9 protein-coding genes are annotated in these 13,076 nt (G+C 65.8%); 2 read left to right on the forward strand and 7 right to left on the reverse strand.

Annotated elements, in window-relative coordinates; translation table 11 throughout:
* Positions 1-157 precede the first annotated feature (157 nt).
* Genes AC1VWL_RS12280 through AC1VWL_RS12290 form a run of 3 tightly spaced genes read right to left on the reverse strand, consistent with a single transcriptional unit; the run spans position 158 to position 1,988 of the window.
* Complete coding sequence (locus AC1VWL_RS12280) at positions 158-730, reverse strand: YceI family protein (protein WP_296249376.1); 573 nt, start codon at positions 728-730, stop codon at positions 158-160.
* The gene (locus tag AC1VWL_RS12285; protein ID WP_296249378.1) at positions 727-1,305 is read right to left on the reverse strand and encodes a cytochrome b; all 579 of its coding nucleotides are present in this window, start codon (positions 1,303-1,305) and stop codon (positions 727-729) included. The genes AC1VWL_RS12280 and AC1VWL_RS12285 overlap by 4 nt, the downstream gene beginning before the upstream one ends.
* Entirely contained in the window at positions 1,302-1,988 is a 687-nt protein-coding gene (locus tag AC1VWL_RS12290) for a YceI family protein (protein WP_481534275.1), read from the reverse strand. Before AC1VWL_RS12290 ends, AC1VWL_RS12285 begins: the two co-directional genes overlap by 4 nt.
* Before the next feature lie 182 nt (positions 1,989-2,170).
* On the opposite strand from AC1VWL_RS12290, the gene AC1VWL_RS12295 reads away from it, so the two are divergent.
* Positions 2,171-5,701 carry a hybrid sensor histidine kinase/response regulator gene (locus AC1VWL_RS12295; protein ID WP_482986880.1) on the forward strand — a complete coding sequence of 1,177 codons (3,531 nt, stop codon included), beginning with the start codon at positions 2,171-2,173 and terminating at the stop codon, positions 5,699-5,701.
* A 46-nt stretch (positions 5,702-5,747) separates the two neighbouring features.
* Positions 5,748-9,305, forward strand: coding sequence for a hybrid sensor histidine kinase/response regulator (locus tag AC1VWL_RS12300; protein WP_482986881.1), 3,558 nt, complete (start codon positions 5,748-5,750; stop codon positions 9,303-9,305).
* Between the two features lie 9 nt (positions 9,306-9,314).
* Here the strand turns inward: AC1VWL_RS12300 and mdtD are convergent, their stop codons facing one another.
* The 4 genes from mdtD to AC1VWL_RS12320 form a co-directional block, all read right to left on the reverse strand.
* Entirely contained in the window at positions 9,315-10,736 is a 1,422-nt protein-coding gene (gene mdtD, locus AC1VWL_RS12305; protein WP_482986882.1) for a multidrug transporter subunit MdtD, read from the reverse strand.
* A 64-nt stretch (positions 10,737-10,800) separates the two neighbouring features.
* A complete protein-coding gene (locus AC1VWL_RS12310) occupies positions 10,801-11,439 on the reverse strand; it encodes a hypothetical protein (RefSeq protein ID WP_482986883.1) in 639 nt (212 codons plus the stop codon).
* 75 nt (positions 11,440-11,514) lie between these two features.
* Positions 11,515-12,588 carry a uroporphyrinogen decarboxylase gene (gene hemE, locus AC1VWL_RS12315; RefSeq protein WP_296249391.1) on the reverse strand — a complete coding sequence of 358 codons (1,074 nt, stop codon included), beginning with the start codon at positions 12,586-12,588 and terminating at the stop codon, positions 11,515-11,517.
* A gap of 60 nt (positions 12,589-12,648) precedes the next feature.
* Positions 12,649-12,900 carry a WGR domain-containing protein gene (locus AC1VWL_RS12320; protein WP_282265842.1) on the reverse strand — a complete coding sequence of 84 codons (252 nt, stop codon included), beginning with the start codon at positions 12,898-12,900 and terminating at the stop codon, positions 12,649-12,651.
* Between the last annotated feature and the right edge of the window lie 176 nt (positions 12,901-13,076).

Genomic DNA, 13,076 nt, shown 5'->3' on the forward strand with positions numbered 1-13,076 from the left:
TTGGGGGGGGCGGTGGGGGGCGGGGGGCCCCCCCAACACTTGCCGCGCCCCCCCCGGCGGGGGGGGGAGGTCCGCGGGCCCGCGGCCCCCTCGCCGGGCGCGCCACTACATTCCCCTCTCCCGCGTGCGGTAGAGGGGTTGGGGCGAGGGCAGCGTCTTACTTGGCGTTCAGCTTGACGATAGTGCTGATCGCGGTTTCGTTGGGGATGGTCTTGGTGTCGGCCCAGTCGCCACCACCCACGCCGAAGTCCAGTCGCTTGACCGTGGCCTTGCCGGTCAGCACGGGCTGCGCGCCCGCTGCCCAGGTGAAGGTCAGCGTCACCGGCTTGCTGACGCCGCGCAGCTCCAGGGTGCCGTCGGCGGCGTACTGGTTGTTGCCCAGCGCGCGGAAGCCGTTGGCGGTGTAACGGGCCTGGGCGAATTGTGCGACGTTGAAGAAATCCGCGCCCTGCAGGGTGGAGTCGCGATCGGTATTGCCGCTCTTGGCACCAACCAGCGGGATGGTCACGTCCAGTTTGCCGGCAGCCGGGTTGGCCGGGTCAAAGCTGACCTGGGTCTGGAAGCCGGGGAAGCTGCCGGTGAAGACTTCACCGTCATATTTGGTGGCAAACACCAGGATGGAACCGGCGCCTGGCGCCTGCTGGTAGTCGGCGGCCATGGCCGGGGCGACAGCGAGCATGCCGGCAAGGGCGGCGGCAACAGCGGCGGGGGAGGTGAGCTTGATGTTCATGCGGAATCCTTTTGCGGAAGGTTGAGCCAGCCTTGCGGCAGCATGCGTGCCAGCGTGGCATCGCGTAGATGAATGTGGTGATAGAACGCGGCACCGGCATGTGCCAGCACCAGCAGGATCAGCGCCCAGAAGCCCCATTCGTGGATGGCATGGGAGAACTGGCTGGCCTGCTCGCTGGGGGCAACCAGCTTGGGCATTTCGACCAACCCGAACAGCTTGAACGGGCGCAGGCCACTGGCCGAGTCGTACAACCAACCCGACAGCGGGATGGCGAACATCAGCACGTACAGCAGCCAATGCGTGGCCGAAGCAATCCGTTCCTGCCAGCTCGGGGTGCCGGGCACCGGTTCCGGCGCGCCGGCATACAGGCGCCAGCCCAGGCGAACCACCACCAGCACCAGTACGGTGATGCCGATGGACTTGTGCATGGTGTAGATCCAGAAGTACTTCGGCGTCTTCGGGAACTCGCCCATGGTCAGGCCGACGATGCCGAGGGCCAGGATCAGCACGGCGATCAGCCAGTGCAGGCTTTTGCTGAGGCTGCCCCAGCGTTGCGCGGTGTTTTCAAGGCTCATGGGTGTTTTTCCGTTTCTGTTGCGGATTTCAGGGCTGCGTCGGCGGCATCTTCGAGGCTGCTGTCCGGCGCGGGTGTCGGTTCGGTGGTGGCGGGCGGTGCTTCGGCGCCGGCATCGCGTACGGCCTCGGCCTCGATGCGCAGTTCGACCTTGTCGCCGATCACCGAGGGCCAGGCGCTGACGCCAAAGTCGGCGCGACTGAGCGTGGTGGTCGCCGAGAACCCGGCGGTACGCCGGAACGGTGGCAGCGGGTGGCGTTTGAGCGCGTTGAGGGTGACCTCCAGCGCGACTTCTCGGCTGACTCCGCGCAGTGTCAATTGACCGAACACACGGGCGTGGTTGGCATCAATCGGCTCGACCCGGCTGGAAACAAAGCGTGCCTGCGGGAAGCGCTCGCCATCGAGCAGGTTGCGCGCCAGCGTGGCCTGGTTCCATTTGCCATCGCCCAGGTCCAGCCGGGTGATCGGCACCGCGACGTCGAGCCTGGCGTTGGCCCAGTCCTGCGGGTCGAAGTCGAGCACACCCTCGCTGCCGGACACCGTGCCCAGCGCATGCGAGAAGCCGGCATGCTCGATGGAGAACAGCACCCGGGTATGCACGGGATCAAGCCGGTAGCGCTCGTTGGCAGCAGTGGCGGCAAAGGAGAGCAGGCCGCAGGTCAGCAGTAGCAGGCGTGGCAGCAAGGTCCGGCTCCGGGTCGGGATAGGGGATTCTAGGCGGATGCAGGTGATGGTTTGTGCGCATATTGCGCAACGGTTTGTTACGCAGTCGGTTCAGGTGACTTTGCCCGGGGCCGGGGCCGGCGCTAAAGTCGCACCGATTGGGGTGAAGCATGTGGGGCCGCGATGGGGAGTGTCGGGCGTTGATGAAAAGGATTTTTCGGGGTGCACGGCTGACGGTGCTGGCGTTGCTGCTGTTGTGGCCGTGCTGGGCGGTGGCGCTGGATCTGGCTGAAACGCCGCGCATGCGGCGTCTGGGTGTGGCTGAAGGCCTGCCGTCGCGGACCGTGCTTGCGCTGGGCCAGGATCATCAAGGCTATGTCTGGGCAGCCACCGATGACGGACTTGCACGCTACGACGGTACCCAGTTGCGGGTATGGCGGCACGACCCGCAGGTGTCGGGCTCGTTGCCGGGCAACACGCTGGAAACCATGCTGATCGATGCACAGGACCGGGTTTGGGTCGGTGCCAACGGTGCCGGCTTGGCGATGTTGGATGCCAACCGCCAGCGCTTCACCCGCTTCGCCGAGCTGGAGGCCATCTGCAAACAGCAGGTCTGGGCGTTGGCCATGCAGGGCAGCGACCTGTGGGTGGGTACCAGCGGCAGCGGTATCTGCCTGCGGCATGCCGACGGCCGGATCAGCCGCTACCAGCACCAGCCGGATGATCCGCGCAGCCTGCCGGACGACACCATCTACGCCTTGCTGCCCGGCAAGGACAGCAGCATGTGGATCGGTACCACCAGTGGCCTGGTGCGCTGGCGGCGGGGGGACGGCTTTGCGGCTGTGCGTTCGCCACTGCTCGAAGGCAAGGATGTGATCCGCCTGAGCGGCGATCGCGATGGCGGCATCTGGGTAGGCACCGATGCCGGCCTGTACCGGGTACTCGACGACGGTACGGTGTCGGCTGCGCCATGGCCGCAGGCGGCGCAGGCGCGTGCGGCCATGGTCCTGCATGACCGCGATGGGCGCTACTGGATGGGCAGCTCCTCCGGACTGTATCGCGGCGATGCGCATAACCTGCAGTTGCTGGACGGTGACGGTGGCAGCGGCTTCCTGACTGCCAACAGTGGTGTGCTGGATCTGCTGCAGGATCACGAAGGCGGCATCTGGACCGCCATGTTGACCCAGGGCATGGCCTATCTGCGTCCGGACTGGTCGCGGTTTTCCAGTCACTACCAGCTCGACGGCAAATCGCTGGAGAGCCTGTACCTGATCAACTCCGCCGCCGACGGCAAGGGCTTCCTGGTGGTTGGCGGCCATGGCCTGTACCAGTTGGATGTGGATGGAAAGCTGTCGCAGCTGGCCGGTGATGCACAACTCGGCCCCGGCAGCATCTGGTCGGTGCAGCGCGGTAGTGATGGGGTGATCTGGCTGGGCCGCGCCGGTGGGATCACCCTGTACCGGCCCTCGGATGGACAGGTGCGGCGGATCGATCTGGGCGTTGGTGACGATCCAACCCAGCGCGCGGATCTGATGCGGCTGGCGGCCGACGGCAGCATGTGGCTGTCCATCATCAATTACGGCCTGCAGCACCGAGCGGCCGATGGTCGCTTGTTGGCGGATTATCCGCAGGGAACGGCCTCCGGCCTGCCGGAAAAGCTGGTTGAGCAGCTGCGACAGGGGGCCGATGGCAGCCTGTGGGTGGTTGGCGGTGGCGGCGTGCAGCGTTTTGATGGCAAACGTTTTGTCGTCGTGCCAGGTGTTTCGGAAGGAATGGTCTATGACCTGGTGTTCCTCGCCGATGGCAGCGCCTGGTTGGCGCGTGATGGCGCGTTGGAACATTACGCTCATGACGCGAATGGATTCTCCCTGCTGCAGCGGCTGAGTGCCGATGAAGGGGTGCCGGCAGTGGCGATGGGTGGGCTGGTGGTGGGCTGCAGTGGCCAGTTGTGGGCGACCACGACGCGCGGGCTGCTGTGGTGGCAGCCGGGTGCGGCGCGGGTGCGGGTGCTGGAAGAAGGCGATGGCCTGACCGATACCGAGTTCACCGCGCGGCCACCGGCGCATGCGGGTTGCGGACGGGCCTTGGCGGTGTCTGCGACAGGCCTGCTCAGCTTCAATCCCGATGCCAAGGTCACCGCGCCAGTGGGCTCGCAGCTGGTGATCGAGTCGATCGGCGTGCGTCGCGATGATGCTGCACGCGAGCAGCGGCTCAAGGGGACGTCGATTCACCTTGGGCCGGAGGATCGCGATCTGCGGGTGACCGGGCGACTGCTGTCCTATGTCGATCCGGCGCGGCATCGTTTCCGCGTCCAGATCGAAGGCTACGACCAGAACTGGGTGGATCTGGGCAGTGATGGTGAACGCCTGGTATCGCGCCTGCCTGCCGGCAGCTACCGGATGCAGGTGCAGGGTGCAGCCGCCGATGGTCCGTGGACGCTACCGCAGACATTGCAGATCGAGGTCGCACCACCGTGGTGGCGCAGCAACTGGGCGCTGGCGGCCTGGGCGCTGCTGCTCGGAGTGTTGGCGGTGGCAGCGGTGCTCGGGTACCGGCGGCGTGAGCGTCGGCGCAACGAATGGCAGCTGGCGCTGCACAAGCAGGAATTGGCCGAACAAGCCTCGCAGGCGAAAACCCGCTTCCTGGCAACCTTGGGCCATGAGGTGCGCACACCGTTGACCGGTGTCCTGGGCATGAGCGAATTGTTGCTGAGCACCGATCTGGACGAGCGCCAGCAGCGCTTTGCCGGTGCGATCCAGCAGGCCGGCACGCACCTGTTGGCCTTGGTCAATGACGCGCTGGACCTGGCGCGTATCGAGGCAGGCAAGTTGGAGCTCGACAATCGCCCGTTCGACCTCGGCCGCCTGCTGCAGGAAGTGAGCGCTCTGATGGCGCCGATGGCGGAGCGTCGCGGGCTGGTGTTCGAGGCTGCTGCGCCGTTTGCAACACCGGTGATGGTGGTGGGTGATGCCATGCGCCTGCGGCAGATCCTGATGAACCTGCTGGGCAATGCAATCAAGTTCACCGAACGTGGCAAGGTCGCGGTTGGCGCGCAGCTGCTGCCAGGGCACGGCGGCATCTGCCTGAGCGTCAGCGACACCGGGCCGGGTATCAGTGCCGAGCAGCAGAGTCGTCTGTTCCAACGTTTTGAGCAGGCTGACGGCAACCGTACTGCATCGCGCTACGGTGGCAGTGGTCTGGGTCTGGCGATATGCCAGGAGCTTGCAATAGCAATGGGCGGCAACATCCGCGTCGAGAGCCGTCTGGGTGAAGGCGCGTGCTTCGTGCTTGAAGTGCCGCTGCCATGGCAGCACTCGAGCAGCGCCGGGGCGGTTGCTGCCGAGCCTGCGGTCGCGCTGCGGCCACTGACCATACTGCTGGTGGAGGACGATCCGACCGTGGCCCAGGTGATCACCGGTCTACTGACCGCGCGCGGCCATCAGGTGATACATGCCGCACACGGACTGGCCGCGTTGGCGGAGGTGGGCGAGCAGGCATTCGATGTGGGTCTGCTGGACCTGGATCTGCCGGCGTTGGATGGCATCGCGCTGGCTGACCAGCTGCGTGGGTCCGGTCACCGCTTCCCGTTGATTGCGGTCACCGCGCGCGCTGACGCACAGGCCGAACAGCTGGCGCGCGCTGCAGGTATGAAGGAATTCCTGCGCAAGCCGGTAACCGGGCAGATGCTGGTCGATGCGATCGCTGATGCGTTGGCGCCGGGACAGGCACAATAGTCGCCATCACAGGCGCGCCGGGCGGCGTGGCAGGAGGTTGGGTTTGATGAAATGGCTCGCAGGGTTGTTGCTGGGCGGACTGTTGCTGGTGCCATCTGCGGCACTGGCCGAAGTGCCTGCAACACCGCAGCCACGGCAGTTGACCGTGGCCGATGGCCTGCCTTCCAGCAACATCAATGCCTTTGCCGAAGACCTCACCGGTTACCTGTGGCTGGCCAGCCGAGACGGGCTTGCCCGCTACGACGGTCGCAATTACCGCATCTGGCGCGCGGAGAACGGGCTGCGCGACAACGTGGTGTGGAGTCTGCACGCGGATAAAAGCAACCGGCTGTGGATTGGCACGCAGAACGCCGGGCTGGTGATGTTGTCGCCGGACCGGCTCAAGTTCACCTTCTTCGACCAGCAGACCTATCCGCAGATCGGCAGCAATACGATCTGGGCCATCGCCTCCACGCCTGATGGCAGCGTCTGGTTCGGTACCGCTACCGGTGGCCTGCACCGGCTCGATCCGGACGGCAATATCCGTCGCTTCATGCCGATAGCCGGCGATGAGCACAGCCTGCCGGCGTCGTCGGTGACCTACATGACAGTCACCCCGGATGGCAGCCTCTGGGTTGGCACCAAGGGCGGCTTGGCGCGTTGGAATGGCGCGGGCTTCGACCGGGTCAGCAATGCATTGCTGCCTTCGCCGCGCATCAATGGCTTGAAGGTTGATAAGCAAGGCCGGCTGTGGGTGGCCACCAATGAAGGCGTGGTCCAGCGCCATGCCGACGGCCGCTTCGAGGCGGCAACCTGGGCAGGTGCCGCGCCCGGCGATGTGTTCAACATGCTGCAGTATTCGGCCGATGGCAGTTACTGGCTGGATACCCGTTCCGGGCTGGGCCGGATACGCAGCAACGTGGTGCGCAACGTGCCCTTGTACAGCGCGCAGGAACGCGGGCTGGTCAAGCCCAACTGGTCCAGCGCCTACGAGGACCGCGAAGGCGGGCTGTGGTTCGCCAGCACCAATGCCGGGTTATGGCATCTGCCACCTAGCTGGCGGCAGTTCTCGGTGTTGTCGCGGCATATGGACGATCCATCCTCGTTGCGCAATCCTTATGCACTGGCCTTGGCGCCATCGGCCTCTGGTGGTATCTGGGTGGTGGGTACGCGCGGCGCCTTGGATCGGCTCGACCCCGGTACCGGTGAAGTGCAACACCACCTGCAGGCGATTGATGGCAAGAACTGGCCGCAGTCGTTGGTTGAGGATGCACACGGCAAGGTCTGGATAGGCAGTCTGGATGCGCTGGTGCGCTACGACCCGGGTGACGGCAGCGTACAGCGCTGGCATGGCAATGACGGCAAGGACGCGGCGATGATCGGTGATGCCGACATCGTGCGCAGCTGCAACGGTGGCCGGATCTGGATCTATTCCGAAGACGGCGGCATGCAGCAACGCGATGCTGATGGCCACGTGCTGCTGCAGCTGAAACCGGGCCAGGCCGGGGTGCCGGAAGCACTGATCGAAGACATGCAGTGCGGCCCTGCGGATCAGCTGTGGTTGGCGACCGGTACCGGCCTGCATGCCTGGCAGTCGCAGCAGGGGCGCTTCGCGCCGGTGCCGGGCGCGCCGACAGGGCGCGTCTCCACCTTCCACGTCACCGATACCGGTGTGGTCTGGATCGCCGGCCTTGGGCGCATGGATCGCTATCTGTGGGATGGTCAGCGCATGACCTTGCTTGATCGCGTCGGCGTCGAGCAGGGCTTTCCGATGCTGGCTGCCACCGGCCTGCTGGTGGACGCCGAAGGCGTGGCATGGGCGATCAGTGCGCGCGGCCTGATCCGCATTGACCCGGCCAATCGCTCGGTGCGCATGTATGGCGTGCACGATGGCCTGCCTGGGCAGGAGTTCCGCCGTCGCTCGCTGGTGCAGGCGCGTACCGGCCAGCTGGCCGGTGGCACGCCCGATGGCGTGGTGTTGTTCGACCCCAGCCAGGTGAAGCCTTCAACCCGCCGACCGCCGCTGATCATCGAGCGGGTAAGCGTGCGTCGTGGCGACAAGGAACGCGACATCACCCTGGAGTCACCCTTGCAGATCCTCGACGGCGACCGCGACCTGCGCATTGCCGCGCGCCTGCTGTCCTTCGCCGACTCGGCGACCAATACCTACCGCTTCCGCCTGGCCGGCTATGACCCGGACTGGGTGGACGTGGGCGCGTCCGGCGATCGCGTGTTCTCGCGGCTGCCGCCGGGGCGCTATCAGCTGGAGATACAGGCCGCCACTTCGGACAATGTGTGGTCGCCGGTGCAGACCCTGGCCTTCCGCGTGCAGCCGCCATGGGCGCGCAGCCCGGCCGGGGTGATGACTTTCCTCGTGATAGCTGTTGCGCTGATATTGAGTGGTGCCTGGCTGTACCAGCGGCGCCTGCGCCGCCGCAATGAATGGCAGCTGGCGCGACACAAGCAGGAGCTGGCCGAGCAGGCGTCCCTGGCCAAGACCCGCTTCCTTGCCACGCTCGGCCATGAGGTGCGCACGCCGATGACCGGGGTGCTGGGCATGAGCGAACTGTTGCTGGCGACACCGCTGGACGAGCGCCAGCGTGGCTATACGCAGTCGATCCGCCGGGCGGGTGAACACCTGCTGCGACTGGTCAACGATGCGCTGGATCTTGCCCGTATCGAAGCCGGGCGACTGGAGCTGCAGAATCAGCCCCTGGAGCTGCGGCAGTTGCTGGAAGACGTGCGCGGCCTGATGGAACCGCTGGCGCAGCGGCGCGGGCTGGCATTCGAATTCGACAGCGCTGCAGCGCCACGCACGCGCCTGATCGGCGATGTGATGCGTTTGCGGCAGATACTGCTCAACCTGCTTGGTAATGCGATCAAGTTCACCAGCCATGGTTCGGTGAGCCTGCGCGTGCGCCTGCAGGACGGTGGCAAGGGTGTCCGTTTCGAGGTCAGTGACACCGGTCCGGGTATCAGTGCCGAGCAGCAGCAACGCCTGTTCCGTCGCTTTGAGCAGGCCGATGGCGCGCGCACCGCCGCGCGCTATGGTGGCAGCGGTCTGGGCTTGGCCATCTGCAACGAGTTGAGCGTGGCGATGGGCGGCAGCATCGATGTGGAGAGCAGTCTGGGGGAGGGCACCTGTTTCATCGTCGACCTGCCGCTGGCCTGGGAAGTGCCGCCGACCTCGATGGACGATGATGCCACCAGCGACGCGTGGATGAACTTGCCGGCGCAGCGGGTGCTGCTGGTGGAGGACGACCCGACGATTGCTGCGGTGATCCGTGGCTTGCTGGAAGTGCACGGGCATAGCGCGGTGCATGCCGCGCATGGCCTGGCAGCATTGGCCGAACTTTCCAGCCAGGAGTTCGATGTGGCCTTGCTGGATCTGGATCTGCCCGGCATCGATGGCTTCGGGCTCGCACGGCAATTGAAGGCAATGGGCTACGAGATGCCGTTGATCGCGGTAACCGCGCGCTCTGATGCCGAGGCCGAGCCGCTGGCACGTGAGGCCGGCTTTGCCGACTTCCTGCGCAAGCCGGTGACCGCGCAGGTGTTGTTGGAGGCTATCGCTGGCGTATTGGAGGCGCAGCGCCGGCAGCAGGCGCAGGCCGCGCCCGACTGAAGGGCGCGCTTACTCGGCAACTTCTTCCACCGCCCGCGGGTGCGGGCGGTTGTCGGGCAGCTGCCAGAACACCAAGGTCGAGCTGAGGGTGATCGCCCCGACGCAGAGGAAAGTTGCGTGCAACGCGGCAGTCGCGCCGTGGCCGCTCAAGTGATTGCCAAAGGCCGCCAGCAGGCTGCCGGCGGTGGCCGCGCCAAAGCCGGTGGCGAGCATCATCACCATCGACAACAAGCTGTTGCCGCTGCTGGCCTGGTGCGTGTCCAGGTCGCGCAGGGTGACGGTGTTCATCACGGTGAACTGCATCGAATTGACCGCACCAAAGATCGCCAGCTGGGTCAGCCGCAACCACAGCGGCTGCTCGGCGGTGATCAGCGAGAAACTGGCCATCGCCAGGCCGACGCAGACGGTGTTGATCATCAGGATGCGGCGGTAGCCAAAGCGCTCCACCAGACTCACCGCTGCGCGCTTGGCGGCCATGCCGGACAGGGCGACCGGAATCATCATCATGCCTGCGGTCATCGGGCTCAGGCCCATGCCGACCTGCAACAGCAGCGGAATCAGCAGCGGCATCGCTCCGCTGCCGATGCGCGAAAACAGGTTGCCGAGGATGCCGATGCGAAAGCTGATCACCTTGAACAGGCTCAGCGGAAACAGCGCATTGGCGGCGTTGGCCGCATGCAGCCAGTAACCGGCCAATGCGGCGATGCCAACCACTGCCAGCAGCAGCACCAGTGCATGCGCCGAGTTGAGCGCTGACACACCATCCAATGCCAGTGACAAGGCAATCATGCCGAACGCCAGCATCACATAGCCGGCCAGGTCGAAGCGTTGATTCCGCTGGCCGTAGTGGTCGGGCATGATCTTCAGCGCGGCGACGAAGCCGATGATGCCGATCGGCAGATTGATCAGGAAGATCCAATGCCAGGAGGCGACTTCCACCAGCCAGCCGCCGAGGGTCGGGCCCAGCAGGGGGCCGATCAGCGCGGGGATGGCGATGAAGCTCATCGCCGACAGGAACTGTTCGCGCGGCACCGAACGCATCACCGCCAGACGGCCGACCGGCAGCAACATCGCGCCGCCAATGCCCTGCAGCACGCGTGAGGCCACCAGCCACTGCAGCGTGGGTGACAGCGCGCAAGCCAGCGAGCCCAGGGTGAACAGCACGATCGCGGCGAGGAAGGTGCGACGCGTGCCGAAGCGGTCGGCGATCCAGCCCGAGGCGGGGATGAAGGTAGCCACCGCCAGCGCGTAGCTGAACACCACCGACTGCATCTGCAGCGGGCTCTCGCCGAGGCTGCGCGCCATCGCCGGCAAGGCCGTGTTGACGATGGTCGAGTCCAGCATCTGCATGAAGATGGCCAGCGACACCAGCCATAGCAGCGGCTTCTGGGCGGAACTGGCAGGCTGCGGGATGGGGGGAGCTGGGGGCATCAAGACGACTCGCACTGGAGCAGGCGCTTATTGTCCTCCGATGCGTGTGCAGATGTTGCGTAGATCAGTCGCCGCCGCCAATGGTGTACAGGGTTGATCCGGAATCATCAGGGTTCCGGCTCAGCATGATGGTGGAATTGAGTTCACCGATGGTGATGCTCCAGCTGTCCTCGTCGATGCGTTCCATCTTGCAGTTGGTTGGGATGCCGGGGTTGTTGCGCGCCACCGGTGCACAGTTGCGCTCGCTGATCGGACGTATTTTCTCCAATGCCTCCTGCAGCGGAACCGCAAGCACCAGCGTGCGGTTGCCGTACATTTCGGCCAACGTTTCGCGCGTCTCGGTCACCGGCAATCCGTACAGGGTTACCAGTCCGGGCCTGATCCGGGCGCTGGCATCGTACGAGGTGTCCTGCATGGCATCGGTGCCGACGGATTCGGTGCTGCAGCGGTCGAGCGAAAGGCGGGTGATGTACGGCCGCCAGCGAGGTGCGATTTCTTCTGCTCGCGCAATGCGGATCTGTTTGCAGCTGGTCGGGAATTCCATCGGTCCGGTGCTGAAGATGGTCAGCTGTGCGACTTCAGGAAACGCGGCCAGCGTCGGGAAGTCATCCTCGCCCAACTGCAGTGGCGGCGGTGCAGCGATTGCTGCAATCGGCGCAGCGATTGCCAGTGCGAGCAGCAGTGACGTGCAACGTTTGGACATGGGACGCGGGCCTGATGAGGGGCGCCCAGCGTCCGGGCCCGGAAGATTGAAGTCAAGCTTCCGGGCCTTCGGACCTCAGCGGCGGCTGAGGCGATGCACCGCATCCACCAGCACGGCGACGTGCTCGGGGTTCATATCCGGCGACATGCCGTGGCCCAGGTTGAACACGTGGCCTTCGCGCGAGCCACCGTTGCCAGCGGCATAGCTTTCCAGCACCTTGCCGACTTCGCGGCTGATCGCATCGGGCGAGCCATACAGCGTGGTCGGGTCCAGATTGCCCTGCAGTGCGACCTTGCCGCCGGCTGCGCGTGCAGCGTCTTCCAGCGAGATGGTCCAGTCCACGCCGACGCCTTCAGCGCCGCTGGCGGCCAACTCGGCGACGTACTGGCCGGTGCCCTTGCCGAACAGGATCAGCGGGGTGCGCTCGGCGCCGTCGCCGCGCTTGAGCTCGCTGGCGATGCGGTTGAGGTAACGCAGTGAGAACTCGCGGTACATCGCCGGACCCAGCACGCCGCCCCAGGTGTCGAACACCTGCAGGGCCTGCGCACCGGCCGCGCGCTGTGCCGACAGGTAGGCGATGACCGCATCGGTCACCACTTCCAGCAGCTGGTGCAGGGCCTTGGGCTCGTTCAGCGCCATTGCCTTGATGCGGGCGAAATCCTTGCTGCCGCCGCCTTCGATCATGTAGCAGGCCAAGGTCCACGGGCTGCCGGAGAAACCGATCAGCGGCACCTTGCCGTCGAGCTCGCGGCGGATCAGGCGGACTGCGTCCATCACGTAGCGCAGCTCGGTTTCCATGTCCGGCACCGCCAGCTTGGCGACCGCGGCGGCATCACGCACCGGGTGCTTGAACTTGGGGCCTTCGCCGTCGACGAAGTACAGACCCAGGCCCATGGCGTCCGGCACGGTGAGGATGTCCGAGAACAGGATCGCGGCATCCAGGTCGAAGCGTTCCAGCGGCTGCAGGGTCACTTCGCAGGCGACTTCCGGGTTCTTGGCCATGCCCAGGAAGCTGCCGGCGCGGGCGCGGGTGGCGCGGTATTCGGGCAGGTAGCGGCCGGCCTGGCGCATCAGCCAGACGGGGGTGTAGTCCACGGGCTCGCGGCGCAGGGCGCGCAGGAAGCGATCATTGCGAAGTGGGCTGGTCACATGGAACTCCTGGGTAAGAACCGCAGGCGCGCTGCGGCGCACCTGCAGGGAATGCGGGATTCAGGGCGCGGGCTGGCCGGCGGTGAACATCACCTGGAAGCCTTTCTTGATCTGGCCATCGCGGGCCTTTTCGAAGGCGTGGATGGCGTCGTCGTGCTGCAGGAAAAGCTCGCGGCGCAACTGAATGCGGCCACCGGTCTGGCCGCTTTCACGCAGCAACTCCCAGCCGCCGAGCAGATCCGGCACCAGGGACAGTTGAACGTAGCGGGGGGCTTCTTTGCCGCTGGGCGGCTGTTGCAGTAGGACGCGCATGGCGGCGATTGTAGCCGGTGTGCGGGTTTTGGGCTGGTTTTTGGGGTGTTGCGAAGAGCTACCCCTCCCCAGCCCTCCCCTGCTGCGCAGGGGAGGGGGCCGTCCTCTGCGATCTGTCAGATAACGACCATGCCCGCTCTTCCCCCTCCCTTGCTTAGCAGGGGAGGGTTGGGGAG

Source organism: Stenotrophomonas sp. STEN063 (assembly GCF_056854515.1).

Excerpts from the sequence above, each read along its gene's own strand:
- AC1VWL_RS12280 (WP_296249376.1), bottom strand. The coding sequence starts at position 730 with ATGAACATCAAGCTCACCTCCCCCGCCGCTGTTGCCGCCGCCCTTGCC.
- AC1VWL_RS12295 (WP_482986880.1), top strand. The coding sequence starts at position 2,171 with ATGAAAAGGATTTTTCGGGGTGCACGGCTGACGGTGCTGGCGTTGCTG.
- AC1VWL_RS12320 (WP_282265842.1), bottom strand. The coding sequence starts at position 12,900 with ATGCGCGTCCTACTGCAACAGCCGCCCAGCGGCAAAGAAGCCCCCCGC.
- AC1VWL_RS12300 (WP_482986881.1), top strand. The coding sequence starts at position 5,748 with ATGAAATGGCTCGCAGGGTTGTTGCTGGGCGGACTGTTGCTGGTGCCA.
- AC1VWL_RS12285 (WP_296249378.1), bottom strand. The coding sequence starts at position 1,305 with ATGAGCCTTGAAAACACCGCGCAACGCTGGGGCAGCCTCAGCAAAAGC.
- mdtD (WP_482986882.1), bottom strand. The coding sequence starts at position 10,736 with ATGCCCCCAGCTCCCCCCATCCCGCAGCCTGCCAGTTCCGCCCAGAAG.
- AC1VWL_RS12310 (WP_482986883.1), bottom strand. The coding sequence starts at position 11,439 with ATGTCCAAACGTTGCACGTCACTGCTGCTCGCACTGGCAATCGCTGCG.